Annotated in this window: 18 protein-coding genes; 10 read left to right on the forward strand and 8 right to left on the reverse strand. The window is 69.6% G+C overall.

Annotated features, from left to right (window positions below; all coding sequences use genetic code 11):
- Positions 1–459: 459 nt before the first annotated feature.
- Positions 460–885: an aspartate 1-decarboxylase gene (gene panD / locus AB0I83_RS30280; protein ID WP_356537902.1), complete on the reverse strand. Its 426-nt coding sequence runs from the start codon at positions 883–885 to the stop codon at positions 460–462.
- 332 nt (positions 886–1,217) lie between these two features.
- Here panD and AB0I83_RS30285 point away from each other — a divergent pair, with 332 nt between their 5' ends.
- Positions 1,218–1,463: a hypothetical protein gene (locus AB0I83_RS30285; protein ID WP_363306904.1), complete on the forward strand. Its 246-nt coding sequence runs from the start codon at positions 1,218–1,220 to the stop codon at positions 1,461–1,463.
- Positions 1,464–1,650: 187 nt separating this feature from the next.
- Here AB0I83_RS30285 and AB0I83_RS30290 read toward each other — a convergent pair whose 3' ends face one another.
- The gene (locus tag AB0I83_RS30290; protein WP_363306905.1) at positions 1,651–2,163 is read right to left on the reverse strand and encodes a universal stress protein; all 513 of its coding nucleotides are present in this window, start codon (positions 2,161–2,163) and stop codon (positions 1,651–1,653) included.
- Between the two features lie 209 nt (positions 2,164–2,372).
- Between AB0I83_RS30290 and AB0I83_RS30295 the strand changes: the two genes are divergently transcribed.
- The 7 genes from AB0I83_RS30295 (at position 2,373) to AB0I83_RS30325 (ending at position 9,037) form a co-directional block, all read left to right on the forward strand.
- Positions 2,373–2,705 carry an SAV_915 family protein gene (locus AB0I83_RS30295; RefSeq protein WP_363306906.1) on the forward strand — a complete coding sequence of 111 codons (333 nt, stop codon included), beginning with the start codon at positions 2,373–2,375 and terminating at the stop codon, positions 2,703–2,705.
- A 38-nt stretch (positions 2,706–2,743) separates the two neighbouring features.
- Positions 2,744–4,078, forward strand: a complete 1,335-nt coding sequence (gene lysA, locus AB0I83_RS30300; protein ID WP_363306907.1) for a diaminopimelate decarboxylase — start codon at positions 2,744–2,746, stop codon at positions 4,076–4,078.
- Between the two features lie 255 nt (positions 4,079–4,333).
- Positions 4,334–4,486: a hypothetical protein gene (locus tag AB0I83_RS30305; RefSeq protein ID WP_363306908.1), complete on the forward strand. Its 153-nt coding sequence runs from the start codon at positions 4,334–4,336 to the stop codon at positions 4,484–4,486.
- Entirely contained in the window at positions 4,483–4,572 is a 90-nt protein-coding gene (kdpF, locus tag AB0I83_RS30310) for a K(+)-transporting ATPase subunit F (protein WP_356537914.1), read from the forward strand. Before AB0I83_RS30305 ends, kdpF begins: the two co-directional genes overlap by 4 nt.
- An 8-nt stretch (positions 4,573–4,580) precedes the next feature.
- Positions 4,581–6,245: a potassium-transporting ATPase subunit KdpA gene (gene kdpA / locus AB0I83_RS30315; RefSeq protein WP_363306909.1), complete on the forward strand. Its 1,665-nt coding sequence runs from the start codon at positions 4,581–4,583 to the stop codon at positions 6,243–6,245.
- On the forward strand, positions 6,242–8,350 hold the full coding sequence (gene kdpB / locus AB0I83_RS30320) for a potassium-transporting ATPase subunit KdpB (RefSeq protein WP_363306910.1): 2,109 nt from the start codon (positions 6,242–6,244) through the stop codon (positions 8,348–8,350). The genes kdpA and kdpB overlap by 4 nt, the downstream gene beginning before the upstream one ends.
- 6 nt (positions 8,351–8,356) lie before the next feature.
- Complete coding sequence (locus AB0I83_RS30325; protein WP_363306912.1) at positions 8,357–9,037, forward strand: potassium-transporting ATPase subunit C; 681 nt, start codon at positions 8,357–8,359, stop codon at positions 9,035–9,037.
- Positions 9,038–9,331: 294 nt separating this feature from the next.
- Here the strand turns inward: AB0I83_RS30325 and AB0I83_RS30330 are convergent, their stop codons facing one another.
- The 6 genes from AB0I83_RS30330 to AB0I83_RS30355 form a co-directional block, all read right to left on the reverse strand.
- Positions 9,332–9,985, reverse strand: coding sequence for an NAD(P)-binding domain-containing protein (locus tag AB0I83_RS30330; protein ID WP_363306930.1), 654 nt, complete (start codon positions 9,983–9,985; stop codon positions 9,332–9,334).
- Positions 9,982–11,103: an NAD(+)/NADH kinase gene (locus tag AB0I83_RS30335; RefSeq protein ID WP_363306913.1), complete on the reverse strand. Its 1,122-nt coding sequence runs from the start codon at positions 11,101–11,103 to the stop codon at positions 9,982–9,984. Before AB0I83_RS30335 ends, AB0I83_RS30330 begins: the two co-directional genes overlap by 4 nt.
- Before the next feature lie 148 nt (positions 11,104–11,251).
- Positions 11,252–12,322: a glycoside hydrolase family 43 protein gene (locus AB0I83_RS30340; protein WP_363306914.1), complete on the reverse strand. Its 1,071-nt coding sequence runs from the start codon at positions 12,320–12,322 to the stop codon at positions 11,252–11,254.
- Between the two features lie 268 nt (positions 12,323–12,590).
- Positions 12,591–14,975 (reverse strand): excinuclease ABC subunit UvrA, encoded by a 2,385-nt coding sequence (locus AB0I83_RS30345; RefSeq protein ID WP_363306915.1) that lies wholly within the window; start codon positions 14,973–14,975, stop codon positions 12,591–12,593.
- 219 nt (positions 14,976–15,194) lie between these two features.
- Positions 15,195–15,611 (reverse strand): VOC family protein, encoded by a 417-nt coding sequence (locus tag AB0I83_RS30350; RefSeq protein ID WP_356537930.1) that lies wholly within the window; start codon positions 15,609–15,611, stop codon positions 15,195–15,197.
- A gap of 10 nt (positions 15,612–15,621) precedes the next feature.
- Entirely contained in the window at positions 15,622–16,041 is a 420-nt protein-coding gene (locus AB0I83_RS30355) for a helix-turn-helix transcriptional regulator (RefSeq protein ID WP_356537932.1), read from the reverse strand.
- 424 nt (positions 16,042–16,465) lie between these two features.
- Between AB0I83_RS30355 and AB0I83_RS30360 the strand changes: the two genes are divergently transcribed.
- Both AB0I83_RS30360 and AB0I83_RS30365 read left to right on the forward strand, forming a co-directional pair.
- Positions 16,466–16,867 (forward strand): hypothetical protein, encoded by a 402-nt coding sequence (locus AB0I83_RS30360; RefSeq protein ID WP_363306916.1) that lies wholly within the window; start codon positions 16,466–16,468, stop codon positions 16,865–16,867.
- Between the two features lie 253 nt (positions 16,868–17,120).
- Positions 17,121–18,620 carry a SulP family inorganic anion transporter gene (locus tag AB0I83_RS30365; protein ID WP_363306917.1) on the forward strand — a complete coding sequence of 500 codons (1,500 nt, stop codon included), beginning with the start codon at positions 17,121–17,123 and terminating at the stop codon, positions 18,618–18,620.
- Positions 18,621–18,672: the final 52 nt, after the last annotated feature.

Raw genomic sequence — 18,672 nt, forward strand, 5'->3', positions numbered from 1 at the left:
GTTCGGATCAGGCCGGGGCACGCGTGCCCCGGCCTGATCCGAACGACAGACCTCAGCCGGGCTCAACCCGCCGGCTGGGGCGAGGGCTCCGGGTCGGGACCGGGGTTCGGGGGCTGCGGAATCGGATCCGGCGCGGGACCCGGCGGCACGGGGCCAGGCGGCACGGGCGCCGGGGAGGGCGCCGGCGGCCCCGGTACGGGCGAGGGCGTCGGCGCGGGTGGTACGGGGTCGGGATACGGATGCGTCATGTCGTGCCTCCCATTGAGTCGGACAGGACGAGTGGATCTCCTCTCCACCGTCTCCCGGTGCTGCTGCCCGCGCCTGCCGAGTCCATACGTACGGGACGCGTGGGCAACCCGGACGGCGGCGGGTCACACCCCGGAACGCCGCCCCGACCTGCCGCTCGGCCGCAGCGCGCCTCCGACGGGCCAGCGCCGCGCCCCCGCCGTCCGTGCCGGGTCAGCTCGGCGCGGGGACCGCGTGCGGGCTGCGCTCGGTGCGCGTACCGGGCACGGGTGCCGACGCGTCGGTACCCAGGGCGACGATGCGGTTCGCGGCGTCGACGTGCACGACGCTCGGCACGAGAGCGCGCGCCTCGGCGTCGTCGACCTGCGCGTAACTGATGAGGATGACCAGGTCACCGGGGTGGACGAGGTGGGCGGCAGCACCGTTGATACCGATGACGCCGGAACCGCGCTCCCCCTCGATGACGTACGTCTCGAGCCGGGAGCCGTTGTCGATGTCGACGATGTGCACGAGCTCACCGGGCAGCAGGTCCGCTGCATCCATCAGGTCGGCGTCGATCGTCACGGAGCCGACGTAGTGCAGGTCGGCCTGGGTGACCGTGGCCCGGTGGATCTTGGACTTGAACAACGTACGCAACATCGCGAGACTCCCAGAAGTAGGCTCCCTGCCTGCGTTCCTGCAGGTCAAGTGCTGTTTTCATACCCTATACCCAGTCGCGTCCTCCGGGCAGTCCCCCCAGGTTCCCAGGACGCCGGCAATCTGACGCCGAGGAATCATCAGGACTTGTGGTTGAGGGGAAGAGAGAAACCTGCGCAACCGTAGGCGTGAGGGAATTCGCAGAGCCGGAGGCAGCGCCCACCCACCTATGCATGATTCGAAGGCGACGAAGGTGAATTCTCAGCTCGAGATGCGTCGGTGAGCGGCAGGGGCGACGGTGGAACGACGGACTGCACCCGACACCCTGGAGAGCCATGATCGTCAAGCTGTTGCACGAAAAGGGCATGAAATCCGAGTACGCCTACTCCGCCGCTTTCGCATCGATCGGCCTCTCAATCGTCTCATGGTGTGGATCAATGAAGGTCGAACCAGCAGGGGTATCACGTGCTGACAGGTGGGGCATCTTCGTCGGCGAGTGGGCACCCACCTTCTTCGCGCTGGGGCTGGCCTTGGCGAACTACGAACGGGATCACGAATCCTTGCACTCAGTGACCCACTGAGTGCACCGAAGAACGAGCGAGGGCGCATTGCTTCCAGTTGCTGAAAGCAAGGCGCCCTCATTCCGTTGCCAGTTTCGCCACGCCCCGGTCGATGCCACGTGCCTCGATCGGGGCGACCGCGTATCCCGCCTCGCGTTGATCACGGCCCCATGCCCCCTCTCGACGCAGGTGAGTCGCCGTGACGCCTTCATCGCCCTGGTTCGCGCATGACGGACGGCAGGGACCATGTCCTGCGACGTATCAAGGCGAGTTCGGCTTCGAGCGGGTTAGGGGGAACCGCGAGCACGGGGCATGTCGCATGTGCCAGGCAATGCCGGGCCACCGACGCCCGCAGCTTGGGAAGCCGGCTGCCGCGTGAGCCCGTACCGACGACCAGGAGGTCGTCGGCGGACCGAACGGCGTCGACGAGTACCGCCCCGGGCTCGCCGCGCACGGTGAGCCCGATCAGTGTGAATCCCGGTCTTCCGGCGGCGAACGCCGTGTCCAGAGCCGTGCACAGGTCTTCCACCGCAGCTTCCCGGCACTCCCTCAGCACAGCGGTCCCGTACGTGGCGCGGCTGCCCAGCCCTCCTCCCGGCAACTGCCAGGCCAGGACCGCGCACAGCTCCGCGCTGCGCTCCTGGGCCTCGGCAGCGGCCCGGTGCAGGGCCGCAAGGCTTCCCAGGGAACCGCTCACACCCACCACAATTCTCCGCCGCACCGCATGTCCTCCTGGTCGTCCCGTCCGGAATCCCATTGAACGGCGGTCCGAGTGCTCCGGGCGTCAGCGATCCGTATGGACCGGACGGCAGCCGTCAAGGTTGCGTCAGGTGGCAGAGGACCGCGGAGCGAGGCGGGCATAGCTTCGACGTCACACACCGGGCGTCACAAGCCGGGCAACAGCCTCCCGCAGATCCTTCGGAGAAACCCATGTGCCTCTTCCAGTACGACGATCCCGACCCCGAAGAACGGACCCCGGACGGGCTGCTGCACGTGCCCGTCCGGTCCGGAGCGTCGGGGCCCGCGCTGCGGATGTTCCGCACTCCCCTGGGGGAGCGGACTGCCGTCGGCTTCACCCACCAGGACCTGCTGACCGCGACCTTCGGCGCCGGTCAGGCCTCGATCAGGCTCTCCGAGTCGGCGCTTCGCTCCCTCGCCGCTCCTCTCGGCATCGAACGGCTCGTCCTCGACCCCGCCCTTTCGGCACCTGCTGTCACCGCGGAGTCGGTGAGCGCGGCGCAAGAGCCCGTCCGCGCGCTGTGACCAACGTTTCGATACCCGCCTCTCGAGGAGATGCCGCCATGTCCGCTCCCGTTCTGACCGAACTCCCGACCGGACTGGACGACCTGTCCGTCTGGCCGGCCTCCGCCGCCCGCCTCCCGGACGGGAATCTGAGTGTCGGCGGGGTCTCGCTCGCCGACGTGGCCGACCGGTTCGACACCCCCGCCTATGTGCTGGACGAGGGCGAGGTGCGGGCACGGTGCCGGACGTACCGGGCCGCCTTCCCCGACGCCGAAGTGATGTACGCGGCCAAGGCGTTCCTGTCCCGGACGATGGTTCGGTGGATCGACGAGGAGGGCCTCGGTCTCGACGTCTGCTCCGCCGGCGAGCTCGAACTCGCCGTCACGGCCGGATTTCCGGCGGAGCGGATCGTGCTCCACGGAAACGCGAAGAGCCCCCGCGAGATCGAGACCGCGCTGCGGCTCGGGGTCGGACGCGTCATGGTCGACAGCCACTCGGAGATCGCTCGAATCGCCGCGCTGGTGGGCCCCGGCAGTCGCCAGAAGGTCATGGTGCGGGTGGTACCGGGGGTCGCAGCGGGCGGGCACGAAAAGATCCGGACCGGCACGGACGCGCAGAAGTTCGGCCTGTCCCTCACCGACGGATCCGCCCAGCACGCCATCGCCCGGGTGCTCGGCCTGCCGCAGCTCGAACTGAGCGGCCTGCACTGCCACATAGGCTCCCAGATCACCGACGTCAGGCCCTACCTGGTGGCCGTGCGCCGGATGGTCGGGCTGATGGCCCGGATCAAGGCGAGCCATGGCGTCACGTTCCCGGAACTCGACATGGGCGGGGGGCACGGCGTGGCGTATCGGCCGGGGGAAGCCGCGCTGGACCTGACATCGCTGGCACGCCGCCTGACCAGGGAGCTCTCGTCGAGCTGCGCGGCAGCGGAGCTGCCCGTGCCGGGACTCGTCATCGAACCCGGGCGGGCCATCGTGGCCCCGGCCGGAGTGGCGCTGTACCGCGTCCTCGCCGTCAAGCACACCGGGTCGACGTTGTTCGTGGCGGTCGACGGCGGTATGAGCGACAACCCCAGGCCCGCACTGTACGGGGCACGCTACGCGCCACGCCTGATCGGCCGCTCCGCGACTGCCGAGCCGGTCGCGGCCACGGTCGTGGGTCGGCACTGCGAGGCGGGTGACGTCCTCGCAGTCGATGCCCTGCTGCCCGGCGACGTCCGCCCCGGTGACCTGCTCGCGGTGCCGGTGTCCGGCGCCTACCAGCTGTCCATGGCGTCCGCCTACAACCTGGTCGGCCGACCGCCGGTCGTGGCGGTGCACGAGGGCTCGGCGCGCCTGCTGGTGCGCCGGGAGACCGCTGAGGACTTCCGACGCCGCGATATCGGCGTCTGATCGCGAGGATCCGTGCGGCCCCCTGAGCTGCGGGGGCCGCACGGTGTCGGATCCGAGTCCGTTCGGCGTGGAGTGCGAGGGATCTGCCGGCCACGTTTCCTCGCACTGATTCCGGTGTGCCGCGGAGGACCGTCCGGGGTTCCTCCCACGTAACGGAAGGCAACGCTCCGTAGCCGGGGAGGTCGGCCGCATCAGGTTGGCGTCAAAGGAGCCCCCGTCCTCGTATGGACCCCGTCAAGGGGGCTCAGCACCGGTATGAAGCCGAGGTTTGCTCATCTCGGCCGCACGGCCGATTCCATTCCCCACTTCGATCAGGAGCTCACGATGGCCGACATGGCCTTCGTCGTCACCACAGTCGCGGTATTCGCGCTGGTGGCACTCATCGCCCGGGGGGTGACCAAGCTGTGACCGCCGAGAACATCGTCGGCCTCATCGTGGCCGTCTCCCTGCTGGGCTACCTCGTGCTCGCCCTTCTTTACCCGGAGAGGTTCTGAGCGCCGCTATGAGTCCCCAGACCGCTGGTGTGCTCCAGCTGCTCGCACTGATCGCCGCCCTGGCGCTCGCGTACCGTCCCCTGGGCGATCACATGGCCAGGGTCTACTCCTCCGAGAAGCACTACAAACCGGAGAAGTGGATATACAAGGCCATCGGCGCGAACCCGGCCGCGGAGATGAGGTGGCCCGCGTACCTACGGGGCGTGCTCGCCTTCTCCGCGGTGAGTGTTCTCTTCCTGTACCTCATGCAACGGGTACAGGGCTCGCTGCCCGGCTCGCTCGGCTTCTCCTCCATCGACCCGGACCAGGCGTTCAACACGGCCGCGTCGTTCGTCGCCAACACCAACTGGCAGTCGTACTACGGCGAGCAGGCCATGGGCCACGTCGTACAGACCGGCGGCCTCGCGGTGCAGAACTTCCTCTCCGCCGCGGTCGGCATGGCCGTCGCGGTGGCGCTCGTGCGGGGCTTCGCGCGGTCACGTACCGGTGAGCTCGGCAACTTCTGGGCCGACCTGGTGCGCGGCACCGTCCGCATCCTGGTCCCGATCTCCGTGATCGGTGCGCTCGTCCTGGTCGCCTGCGGTGCCATCCAGAACTTCTCCGGCATCCACGAGGTCGGCCAGTTCACGGGCGGCACTCAGGAGTGGAACGGCGGCGCGGTCGCGTCCCAGGAGGCCATCAAGGAGCTGGGCACCAACGGCGGCGGCTACTTCAACGCCAACTCCGCCCACCCCTTCGAGAACCCCAACCCGCTCTCGAACCTGTTCGAGATCTTCCTCATCCTGCTGATCCCGTTCGCACTGACCCGCACCTTCGGCCGCATGGTCGGCTCGCTCAGGCAGGGGTACGCGATCCTCGGCACGATGGCCACCATCTGGCTCGGCTTCACCGCGCTGATGATGTGGACCGAGTTCGCCCACCACGGACCCGCGTTCGAGATCGCGGGCGGGGCCATGGAGGGCAAGGAGGCCCGCTTCGGGATCGCCGGTTCCTCGATCTTCGCGGTTGCCACCACACTGACCTCGACCGGTGCGGTCAATTCCTTCCACTCCTCCTACACCGGCTTCGGCGGCGGCATCACGATGCTCGGCATGCAGCTGGGAGAGATCGCGCCCGGCGGTGTCGGATCCGGCCTGTACGGCATGCTGGTCATGGCGATCATCGCGGTGTTCATCGCGGGGCTCATGGTCGGGCGGACCCCGGAGTACCTGGGTAAGAAGATCGGCACCCGTCAGATCAAGCTCGCGGCCTGCTACATCCTCATCACCCCGGCACTCGTGCTCTGTTTCACCGCCGTGGCGATGGCTCTGCCCACTCCGGGCAACTCGATGACGAACTCCGGGGCGCACGGCTTCTCCGAGATCCTGTACGCCTACACCTCGGGGGCGAACAACAACGGCTCCGCCTTCGCAGGACTGAACGCGGACACCCAGTGGTTCAACAGCACCATCGGCATCGCGATACTGCTCGGCCGCTTCCTCCCGATCGTCTTCGTCCTCGCCCTCGCCGGGTCGCTGGCCGAGCAGAAGCCGGTGCCCGAGACCGCGGGCACACTGCGCACCGACAAACCCCTCTACGCGGGTCTTCTCGTCGGCACCATCCTGATCATCACCGGTCTGACCTACTTCCCCGCCCTCGCGCTGGGTCCGCTCGCTGAAGGGCTCGCCTCATGAGCACCGTCACCCCCACCCACGCTCCGCACGGAGACCTGCCGCCCTCCGGCGACCACGCGGTCACCGACCGCGTCGGCAGCGGCCTCTTCGACCCGAAGCAGCTGCTGAAGTCCTTCCCGGACGCGGTTCGCAAGCTCGACCCACGCGTGATGATCAAGTCGCCCGTCATGTTCGTCGTCCTGGTCGGCTCGGTGGTCACCACCGTGCTCGCGGCGCTGGACCCGACCGACTGGTTCGGCTGGGCCATCGCCGGCTGGCTCTGGCTGACCACCGTCTTCGCGAACCTCGCGGAAGCGGTGGCCGAGGGCCGGGGGAAGGCCCAGGCAGACACCTTGCGCAAGGCCAAGACCGGGACCATCGCCCGCCGTGTCATCGGGCAGGACGAGGAGCGGGTCGCGGGGACGGATCTGCGCATCGGGGACTTGGTGGTCTGCGAAGCCGGCGACACCGTCCCCGGCGACGGCGATGTCGTGGAGGGTGTCGCCTCCGTCGACGAGTCCGCGATCACCGGGGAGTCGGCCCCGGTCATCCGCGAATCCGGCGGCGACCGCAGTGCGGTGACCGGCGGTACGAAGGTGCTGTCCGACCGCGTCGTCATCAGGATCACGACGAAGCCGGGCGAGACGTTCATCGACCGCATGATCAGCCTGGTGGAGGGCGCGGCCCGGCAGAAGACCCCCAACGAGATCGCCCTGAACATCCTTCTGGCGTCCCTCACCGTCGTCTTCCTGCTGGCCGTGGTCACCTTGAAGCCGTTCGCCGTCTACGCGGGCGCCGACGAGCAGACCTCGATGATCGTGCTCGCCGCGCTCCTGGTCTGCCTGATCCCCACCACCATCGGCGCGCTGCTCTCCGCCATCGGCATCGCCGGTATGGACCGGCTCGTCCAGCGCAACGTCCTGGCGATGTCAGGGCGTGCGGTGGAAGCGGCGGGCGACGTGTCCACCCTGCTTCTCGACAAGACAGGCACCATCACCCTGGGCAACCGGCAGGCGGCCGAGTTCCTGGCGGTCGACGGCGTGGCCGAGGGCGAACTCGCGGATGCCGCGCAGCTGTCCTCGCTCGCCGACGAGACCCCCGAAGGCCGGTCGATCACCGTCCTGGCCAAGGAGAGGTACGGGCTGCGGGAACGGGACCGGGGCGAGCTGACGGGTGCCGAGTGGGTCGCCTTCACCGCGCAGACCCGTATGTCGGGCGTCGACCTGAGCGGGCGCAAGGTCCGCAAGGGCGCGACCGGTTCCGTGGCCGCCTGGGTGAGGGAGCGGGGCGGGGTTGTCGCCGAGGACGCACAAGCGCTCACGGACCGGATCTCCCAGGCCGGCGGCACGCCGCTGCTGGTGGCTCTGGAAGACGCTCACGGTCCTCGGGTCCTCGGAGTCATCCACCTCAAGGACGTGGTGAAGGAGGGCATGAGGGAGCGGTTCGACGAACTGCGCCGCATGGGAATCCGTACGGTCATGATCACCGGGGACAACCCACTGACCGCGAAGGCGATCGCCGAAGAGGCGGGGGTCGACGACTTCCTGGCCGAGGCCACCCCCGAGGACAAGATGGCCCTCATCAAGCGGGAGCAGGCCGGCGGCAAGCTGGTCGCCATGACCGGTGACGGCACCAACGACGCCCCCGCCCTCGCCCAGGCGGACGTGGGCGTGGCGATGAACACCGGGACTTCGGCCGCCAAGGAGGCCGGGAACATGGTGGACCTCGACTCCGACCCCACCAAGCTCATCGAGATCGTCGAGATCGGAAAGCAGCTCCTCATCACCCGCGGCGCCCTCACGACGTTCTCCATCGCCAACGACGTCGCGAAGTACTTCGCGATCATCCCCGCCATGTTCGCCGTGGCGTACCCGTCGCTGGACAAGCTGAACGTCATGGGGCTCGCCTCACCCGAGTCCGCGATCCTGTCCGCAGTCATCTTCAATGCGCTGATCATCATCGCCCTGGTACCGCTGGCCCTCAAGGGAGTGCGCTACCGGCCCGCCGGTGCTGACCGGATGCTGCGCCGCAACCTCGGAATCTACGGACTCGGCGGCCTGATCGCCCCGTTCGTCGGCATCAAGATCATCGACCTGCTTCTCTCCCTCATCCCCGGAATCGGCTGATCCGCCATGACCAACACCTCTGTCAGCAACACCGTGCGCCTGTTCGGGGCCGGGCTGAGGGCCCTGCTCGTCCTCACCCTGGTGTGCGGGGTCGTCTATCCGCTCGCCGTCACCGGAGTCGCGCAGGCCCTGTTCAGCGGCCGGGCGAACGGCTCCGAGACAAAGGACGGGGACGGCAGGGTGGTCGGCTCCTCCCTCATCGGTCAGACGTACGACCTGCCGAAGCAGAATCCCGACGACGCCGAGGAGGTCGCGCGACCGGACCTGAAGTGGTTTCAGCCGCGCCCCTCCAACGGCCTCGGTAGCAACAGTGTCAACACGCAGTACTCCCTGATCCTCTCCGGTGCCACCAACCGCTCCGGCGACAACGAGGAACTGATCCAGTGGGTGACGGATGCCAGGGCGGCCGTGGTCAAGGACAACTCCACGGCCTCCTACAAGGTGAAGCCCGCTGATGTGCCCGCCGACGCGGTCACCTCGTCCGGCTCCGGCCTGGACCCGGACATCTCCCCCGCGTACGCGGAACTCCAGGTCCGTCGGGTCGCGGAGAAGAACGGGCTTCCCGTCAAGGACGTAGAGGGCCTCCTCGCCGATCACACGACGGGACGGCTCCTGGGCTTCATGGGCGAGCCCCGTGTGAACGTCCTCGGGCTGAACACGGCGCTCCGGGACCTGATCCAGGGCTGATGGACCTGAGGCGAGGGACCGGAGACCGGTGGGGTGCGGAGGCTCCGCATCCCACCGGTTCCTTCGGGGCCACGGCGTCGAGCGAGAGTGCCGAGCCCGATGCGGACCCGACAGGGCCGTGCGGCGATCGACAGGGAGCCGTATGGTCCGGGCGCGCTCCTGGACCGAGACACGGCCCGCCGCCTGGCCGCCGGGGTCCCCGACACCGGCCGTCCCGTGGAAGGCGTCAGGACCCGCACGAGTGATCGAGCACAGCGTTGCGACCCCGTACGGCCGCGGGCCCACGACCACGGGCTACCGCAGTGAGAGCAGGAGGCCGTCGAGAACTCTGCCGAGCGCTTCGGAGTTGGCCGGGTCGAACCACGTCGTTCGGATGCGTTCGTTGTTCCCGTTCGGGGTCTCGTGGTCGGCGGCGAGTTGCCGAAGCGTGCGGGTCTCGTCGCTCAGGGCACGGCCGGCACCTCGGAAGAGCCCGCGGATGTAGCGGTCGGCGTCGTCGGGGGCGACGCCGTGGCCGACGGCCCACGACGTGAGCGTGGCGAGATACGAGTAGTGGGTGGTCAGCGTCCCCGTGAGTGCGGAGTGGACGTCGAAGGCCGCCTCGTCCGCGACGGGCAGGACCCCGCCCAGATACTCGAAGAGAGCGTCCACCGCCGGGTGCGACGGGTACGTCGCGGTGACGGAGCGGCGTTCGCGTACGGAGGGCAGGGGAATGGCCCGTACCACCGGGGCGTCGGTGTCCAGGATCCGGCGGAGGTCGTCACCGGCGACGCCCGCCATCACGTTGACCACGGTCCTGTCGCCGTCCACCCGCAGGTCGGCGAGTGCTTCATGCCGGTCCTGGCGGCGTACGGCGATGATCACCAACTCCGAACGGTCCACCACCTCCTGGTTGTCGGCGCAGACCTGTACGCCCTCGTAGCACGCACGACGACGGACGCGTCTCAGGGGCGACGGTGGGACCCCGCGTCGGTGTCCTCGTCCTCGTCACCGGGGCCGAGGCCCTTCGGCCCGGTGGGCAGTTCGGGCATCGCCAGGTGCGCGAGGTCGCCCGGCGGTGGGGTGGTGACCGGCCAGAGGGGGGCGGGGGTGCCGTCGGCCGCCGCGGCAGGTGCGTCGGTCAGCCGCATGCGGTCGCGCAGACGTCCGTAGAAGTCCATCGGCCCCAGCCGTACCGCCCGGAGGCGACGGGGCGACGCGTACACGCCGATCCAGTCGCCGGGATCGAGTACGCCCCGGAGCCGGCCGTCGATGCTGACCGCGGCCTGCCCCGAGCGTTCGAGGATGCGCAGGCCGATGGGTTCGTCGGGTGCCGTGACCACCGAACGGTCGAACGTCATGTGCGGGGCGACGGCCGTGAAGACGAGGGCTTCGGCACGGGGCGAGACGACGGGACCGCCTGCGGCGAAACTGTAGGCGGTGGAGCCCGTCGGGGTGGCCACCAGCAGCGCGTCGGCGGAGTACGAGGCGAGGAGCCGGCCGGAGACGTACACGCCCACGGAGACCTGCCGGTCCCTCGACAGCTTCTCCATCACGATGTCGTTGAGCGCGGTGACGTTCAGGGCGACGCCCCACTCGTCGCCGCTCTCGCAGTCGGTGCGCACGCGTGGGGGCGGCAGGAGCGGCCCGCGGCCGTAGCGCAGGAGCGCCTCCATCTCCGGGGGTACCTCCAGAGGCCGGGAGGCGCGCAGGGTGAGGAGCATGCGGCTCTCCGGTTCGAGGTCCCCGTCCCGGACGGCGTCCAGTGCGGAGCGGACCGCCGAAGCGGGAACCTCCGTCAGGAAACCGACCCGTCCCAGGTCCACGCCGAGGATCAGGGCGTCGATCCGAGCGGCCAGCCTGGCGCCGCGCAGGAAGGTGCCGTCGCCACCGAGCGTGACGATGAGGTCGGGATCGCCCGCCGCCCGGACCTCGTCGCGGGCGCCGCGCCGGACGTCGTCGTCCCACACGTCGATGTCGGTGCACCGCACCGCGTTCTCGTCGCACCACGCACGGACCTCGCGCGCCGCGTCCGCGGCATGCTCACGGCCTCCGTGGACCACGAGGCCCACGCGTCGCACCGTCACGGCTGCCTCCCTGCGCCATAGCCCCGTCGGCCATTCTCGCCCGCCCGGGCGAAGGGGGCCACCAGGGAGGGCGCCACGGCCCCGGCCGCGCGGCCTCCGCGAGGGGCGCGCCGCCAAGCTGCCGGCGGCATCGGACGCGCGGGAGCGGCTACTCGAAGAACTTGAGGCTCCAGCCGGTGTCCGTGCCGGGGCCCGGTACGTTGGCCCGGCTGTAGGTGGTGTTGCCCCACCAGGCGAAGGTGCCGGTGTACCAGTAGCGGTTCTCCCAGGTGTAGGGGGTCCCCTTCGGAACCGCGTGGAACATCGAGGGGAACTTCGGCCCGGCGGGCGGACTCGTGTTGATGTCGCCGTTGAGCAGGACGAAGGAGTGGTGGCCCGGGCCGTTGACATACAGCGTGGGGTCCCAGCCCGCCATCATGGTCGCGCGGTTGGAGCCGAAGAGGCATCCGTTGGACTTGTACCAGTCCCAGACGTACGCAGGGTCGCCGCCTGCCCGCAGCCGCAGATCGGCCAGGCAGTACTGGTCGCTCCAGCTGCCGTTGGCGGAGTACACGATGTGCAGCTGCCCGTTCGGGTCCTTGACAGGCTCGGGCCCCTCGTTGATGAAGGGGTTGCCCACCACTCGCTCCCAGCTCTCGCGCGGTTGCGAGATGACGGAGCGTCCGCCGGTCGGTGTCGTCGGACTGCTCATGCGCGCGACGTAGAGGTTCTGTTCGACGTTCGTGTCACCGGCCCAGCCGGACCAGACGAACCAGCGCTGCCCGTCGAAGGTGAACAGGCTGCCGTCGATGGCCCACTTGTCGTCCGGGAGGGCCAGCTTCGACTCGGTGGTGTACCCGCTGTCGGGGGTGGCGGAACTGGTCACGTACATCCGGTGGGCCGCTCCACGGCCGGCCGAGAAGTAGATGTAGTAGCGGCCGCCGTCCACCACGATCTCCGGAGCCCACACCTCGCCGAGGCCACGCGTGTCCGACCAGACCTGCCGGGCGGGTGCCGACGCGAGCGCCCCCGTCGAGGCGGCCTGCCGTACGGCGATGCCACCGCCGGTCGACTGCACGGAGACGTAGGTACCACCCACCCTGAGAACGCTGGGGTCCGCGGCCCTGAGGCCGGTCTGCTCCGCTCCGGCGGGTTCGGCGGACGACACGGACATGACGGTGGCGGCGACCGCGGACAGCGCCAGTGCGGCGACGGCGGACAGCAGGCGAGAGAGTCTCATGGCCTCGTTCCCTGGTTGGCCGCCGCCGTTTCGACGCCGGGCAGAAGACCGGTTCGCCGGTCAGGAGCGGCGTCCGGGCGTCCCTCGGTCCTCCGGACCGACCTTTGCATCGATGGAAGAGTGCTGTGACAGCATCGAGACTAGCTCTGAGCATGTCAATATCCTGCGCGCCGCCGAACTGCCGGCGAACGGCTGTCGGGACCGCCGCCCGGCGGGAACGGCTCCCCCGCCGGGCGGCACATCGGTGAGGCCACGCCCCGGCACTCCGTCAGGCGCCCACGTAGGCCGCGAGATGCTGACCGGTCAGAGTCGACCGGTCGGCGACCAGGTCGGCCGGGGTGCCCTCGAAGACGATCCTGCCGCCGTCGTGGCCGGCCCCGGGACCGAGGTCGATGATCCAGTCGGCGTGCGCCATCACCGCCTGGTGGTGCTCGACGACGACGACCGACTTGCCGGAGTCGACGAGCCGGTCGAGCAGGCCGAGCAGCTGCTCGACATCGGCCAGGTGGAGACCGGCGGTCGGTTCGTCGAGGACGTACACACCGCCCTTGTCACCCATGTGCGTGGCCAGCTTGAGCCGCTGCCGCTCACCGCCGGACAGCGTGGTGAGCGGCTGGCCGAGGCGGATGTAGCCCAGTCCCACGTCGGCGAGCCGGCCGAGGACGCGGTGCGCGGCCGGCGTGTGGGCCTCGCCCGCGCCGAAGAACTCGGCGGCCTCGGCGACCGACATCGCGAGCACCTCGCTGATGTCACGTCCGCCGAGGTGGTGGTCGAGTACGGACGCGTGGAACCGCTTCCCCTCGCACTCCTCGCAGACGGTGGCGACACCGGCCATCATCGCCAGGTCGGTGTAGACGACGCCTGCGCCGTTGCACGTGGGGCAGACACCTTCCGAATTGGCGCTGAAAAGGGCCGGCTTGACGTCGTTGGCCTTGGCGAAGGCCTTGCGGATCGGATCGAGCAGTCCGGTGTACGTCGCCGGATTGCTCCGCCTGGAGCCTCGGATCGGGCTCTGGTCGACGGACACCACCTCCTCGCCGGCCGGGATCGATCCGTGTACGAGGGAGCTCTTGCCGGAGCCCGCGACACCCGTGACGACGACGAGCACCCCGAGCGGCACGTCGACGTCGACGTTCCGGAGGTTGTGCGCCGTGGCCCCGCGGATCTCCAGCGCGCCGACGGGCTTGCGCACCGTCTCCTTCAGCGCGGCGCGGTGATCGAAATGGCGGCCGGTGACGGTGCCGCCGGCCCGCAACTCCTCGACGGAGCCCTCGAAACAGATGGTGCCGCCCTCGGAACCGGCGCCGGGTCCCAGGTCGACGACGTGGTCGGCGATCACGATCGTCTCGGGCTTGTGCTCGACGACGAGGACCGTGTTGCCCTTGTCCCTCAGTCGCAGCAGGAGGTTGTTCATCCGCTGGATGTCGTGCGGATGCAGGCCGATGGTGGGTTCGTCGAAGACATAGGTGACGTCGGTGAGCGAGGAGCCGAGATGACGGATCATCTTGACGCGCTGCGCCTCGCCACCCGACAGGGTCCCCGACGGCCGGTCGAGCGAGAGGTAGCCGAGGCCGATCTCCACGAACGAGTCGAGGGTCCGCAGCAGTGCGGTGAGCAGGGGCTCCACCGACGGGTGTTCGAGGCCGCGGACCCACTCGGCGAGGTCGCTGATCTGCATCGCGCAGGCGTCGGCGATGCCGGTCCGCTCGATCTTCGACGACCGGGCGCCCTCGCTGAGCCGGGTTCCGTCGCACTCGGGGCACGTGGTGAAGGTGACCGCGCGCTCCACGAACGCCCGGATGTGCGGCTGCATCGCCTCCTTGTCCTTGGACAGGAACGACTTCTGGATCTTGGGGATGAGCCCCTCGTAGGTGAGGTTGACGCCCTCGACCTTCACCTTGACCGGCTCGTGGTGGAGGAAGTCCCGCATCTCCTTCTTGGTGAACTTCCGGATCGGCTTGTCGGGGTCGAGGAGACCCGACTCGGCGTAGACACGGACGGTCCAGAAGCTGTCCGACTTCCAGCCGGGGATCGTGAACGCGCCGTCGGCGATCGACTTGGAGTCGTCGTAGAGCTGGCTGAGGTCGATGTCGGAGACCGTGCCCCGGCCCTCGCATCGCGTGCACATGCCGCCGGTGCGGTTGAAGGTCGCCTTCACCGCCTTCCTGGCACCGCGTTCGACGGTGATCGCGCCGCTCGCCCTGACCGAGGGGACGTTGAAGGCGTAGGCGCTGGGCGGACCGATGTGCGGCTTGCCGAGGCGGCTGAAGAGGATGCGCAGCATCGCGTTGGCGTCGGTGGCCGTGCCGACCGTGGAGCGGGGGTCGGCGCCCATCCGCTGCTGGTCGACGGTGATCGCGGTCGTCAGCCCCTCCAGCACGTCGACCTCGGGGCGTCCGAGAGTCGGCATGAAGCCCTGCACGAAGGCACTGTAGGTCTCGTTGATCAGCCGCTGCGACTCGGCGGCGATCGTGCCGAACACCAGGGAGCTCTTACCGGAGCCGGAGACCCCGGTGAACACAGTGAGCCGGCGCTTCGGGATCTCGACACCGACGTCCTGGAGGTTGTTCACGCGCGCTCCGTGCACACGGATCAGATCGTGGCTGTCCGCGGTTTCCAGCCCGGGTACCTGCTTGCCCGTCCTCGTGGCCATGCTCCTGCTGTCTCCATCTGTTGCGCGGGGCCGTGTCCTCGGCCCCCGAAGGCGTTGCCCGGCTCGGCGCGACACGGCTGCCGCCACCGGGCGGTACGTCTGGTTCCGTCCGTGCCGCTGCTCCGAAGGCCCGGCGAATGCGTCGGGCCGGGCGGCCGGGACCAAGGAGCGTTCGGGCCCGGCAGCGTAGCGCGGCCCGCCCCGTGACGGGGCCAGGCGTCACCGCTTCCGGGGCTGGTGGAAACGCAGCATGTTGCCGGCGGGGTCGCGGAAGGCGCAGTCGCGGACACCGTACGGCTGGTCGATCGGTTCCTGCAGCACGTCGGCTCCCGCGGCTCGGATGCGCTCGAACGTGGCGTCGCAGTCGTCGGTGCTGAAGATGACACCGCGCAGCAGGCCCTTCGCCAGCAGTTCCGCCATGACCTTCCTGTCGGCGGGCGAGGCGTTCGGGTCGGCGAGGGGCGGCTCGAGGACGATCTCGACGCCGGGCTGCGACGGCGGGCCGACCGTCACCCAGCGCATCCCTTCGAACCCGACGTCGTTGCGCACCTCCAGGCCCAGGACGTCCCGGTAGAAGGCGAGCGCCTTGTCATGGTCGTCGACGGCGATGAAGCACTGGGAGAGTTTGATTTCCATGCGCTTCACGCTACGTGTGGCGGCCGGGTTCGGCTTCTCCGTTCCTGACCGGTCGTGTGTGGATCCTGGCGACGCAGGCGGGGATGGCCGCACCGTGCTCGTGGTCGCGGGCACGGTAGGCACTCGGGCTCTCGCCGACGAGCTCGGTGAACCGGGAGCTGAACGACCCCAGCGACGTACAGCCGACGGCGATGCAGACGTCCGTCACCGACAGGTCGCCCCGGCGCAGCAAGGCCTTGGCCCGCTCGATCCGGCGTGTCATCAGGTAGCTGTACGGCGTCTCCCCGTAAGCGGCCCGGAAGCTCCGGGAGAAGTGGCCGGGCGACATGAGGGCCGCGCGCGCGAGCGCGGTGACGTCCAGCGGCTCCGCGTATGCACGGTCCATAAGGTCACGGGCCCGGCGGAGCCGGACGAGGTCCTCCAAGTTCACGCGTCCACCCTCCCACAGCACCTGCCCCCGGCGCCGGGGGCACGAAGTGCCGGCCCCGGCGGCAGTGGTGCGGGGGCGCATAACCGTGGTGGATATTCCGACCGCATGGAAACCGGTTTCCCCGCCCCATTCCACCGTCACCCGATTACCCTCGCACCACCCTCGCGCAGCCGAACCGATGTGCGAATATCACACATTCTGCACACCTCCGGATTCAGTAGCCACGCACATCGCGGACAGCCTCACGCCTCGCCGCCGGGAGAGGGGCGGGTCCGGTGGTACCTGCCCAGGCCAACGGCGCCCCGGCGCATGTTTCGACTCGCTCCGACATCGAATTTCGGACTCTTCACAAGAGGTTAACTCCATAAGCCCTTCGGCCTGTTAGCGTCCCTTGGAGGGAGTGGGATGCGGGAGGAGGCGAAAGATGCGGGCAATGGCCGTCAGGTTCGTACTCGTTCTCCTTATGGGCTTCCTTGTCGTACCGCAGCTCCCGCTCCCCGCCGCACACCTCTTTGATGCCCACGCGTCCACTTCGGGAATTCCGGCGGACGGGCTCCCGAGTACGACTCCGGAGGAGTCCCCCCGGGAGTACGGCACCTGCGGCGCACCCGATCGCCGGGGCGAGGCGAACGGCCTCCTGCGCCACCGTGACCGTCATCGGTCCACTGCCGCCTCCACCCCCGAAGCGCTCTCGCGGTCCGCCGTGGCGAGTGACGCCGTCGGCATGCTCGCCCCCTCCGCCGTGGCGGCCATGGGCAACGCGCACCGCACCTCAAGATCCTCGACCGCGCACTCCTCCCCCGTACTCCAAGTGTTCCGCTGCTGAGCTGACCCGAGGCGTTCGAAGACCTGCCCCGCCCGCGGCCTCATGTGCCCGGCGCTGCGGGGCCATGTCGTCCTGCCCTCCCGATTCCCAGTTCTCGTACGTACACCGACGCGCCGCGCTCCGGCGCGCCAGGAGGAACCACTGGTATGCAGACTCTCGTCGATCCCCGCACGGCAGAGGCCCCGCGCCTCAGCTACACCGCCGTCTGGGCACCCCCGCCCGGCGACGTTCGCTCGGCCCCCTTCCGCACCGGATGAGGGCCGCCGTGGACCGTGGAACGAAATTCCCCTACCTGCGGCAGGACTTCGCCGCGTCACTCGTCGTCTTCCTCGTCGCGCTCCCGCTGTGCGTGGGCGTGGCCGTCGCATCCGGGGTTCCCGCCGAGCTGGGGCTGATCACCGGCATCGTCGGCGGACTGGTCACCGGCCTCATGCGCGGCAGCAGTCTCCAGGTGTCGGGCCCGGCCGCCGGGCTGACCGTGCTCGTCTTCGAAGCCGTGCAGACGTTCGGACTCCCCGCACTCGGGGTCATCGTGCTGACGACAGGGCTGCTCCAACTCGCCATGGGCGCACTGAAGCTGGGCCGCTGGTTCCGGGCGATCTCGGTCTCGGTGGTCGAGGGCATGCTGGCGGGCATCGGCCTCGTCCTCATCGCCGGTCAGCTCTACGCCGCCGCCGGCATCGAGGCCCCGCTCACCGGCACGGGCAAGATCACCGGCCTTCCCGGGCTGCTCGCCGAGGCCGCGTCCAGCGCCGCCGCGCTCACCTCACTCGCCCTCGGTGCCGGGACCATCGTGCTGGTGGTGGTGTGGAACAGGATGCCGAAGCGGGTGCGCGCGGTTCCTGGCGCGCTGGCCGCGGTCGTACTGGCCACAGCGGTCTCGCTGGTGTTCGGCCTGCCGGTCGCGACGGTCCGGGTCCAGGGGCTGCTGGACGCCGTCCAGGTGCCCGGGCCGGGTGAGTTCGGCGCACTCGCCGGGCTCGGCCTCCTGGGGACGGTGGCGGCCTTCACCCTGATCGCTTCGGCGGAGAGCCTGTTCAGCGCGGCCGCGGTGGACCGGCTGCACGACGGGCCTCGTACGCAGTACGACAAGGAGCTGATGGCGCAGGGAGCCGGAAACACCGTGTGCGGGGTGCTGGGCGCCCTGCCGATGACCGCCGTGATCGTCCGCAGCTCCGCCAACGTGCAGGCGGGCGCTCGGACCAAGGCGTCGCGGGTGCTGCACGGTGTCTGGCTGCTCCTCTTCGCGGCTCTGCTTCCGTCGGCGCTGGGGCTCATCCCCCTGCCGGCCCTGGCGGGGATCCTGATCCACGCGGGCTGGAAGCTGATCCCGCTGCGCGCGGTCGTGACGCTGTGGCGCGAGCACCGCGGCGAGGCGCTGATCCTGGTCGTCACCGCTGTGGCGATCGTGACCGTGAACATGTTCGAGGGCGTCCTGACCGGTCTGGCGCTCTCGGTGGCCAAGGCCGCGTGGGACGCCTCGCACATCAGACTGGAGGTGGTCGACCGCAGCGACGACCGCATCCGGGCACGCCTGTCCGGCAACGCGACCTTCCTGCGGCTGCCGAAGATACTCGACAGCCTGGAGGCCCTGCCCGACGACCGCCCGATCGCGCTGGACCTGTCCGGCCTGCACCACCTGGACCACGCCTGCCGTACGGCGCTGGAGAACTGGGCCGAGCGGCACAGCGCGTCCGGCACCGAACCGGTGCGGCTGACCAGGACGGAAGAAGCGGTGACGGCCGCTCCCTGACCATGCGAAAGGCTCGCCGGGGCGCCTGTCCGCAGATGCTCCGGCGAGCCTT

The organism is Streptomyces sp. NPDC049970 (assembly GCF_040660235.1).
Taxonomy (GTDB): Bacteria; Actinomycetota; Actinomycetes; order Streptomycetales; family Streptomycetaceae; genus Streptomyces.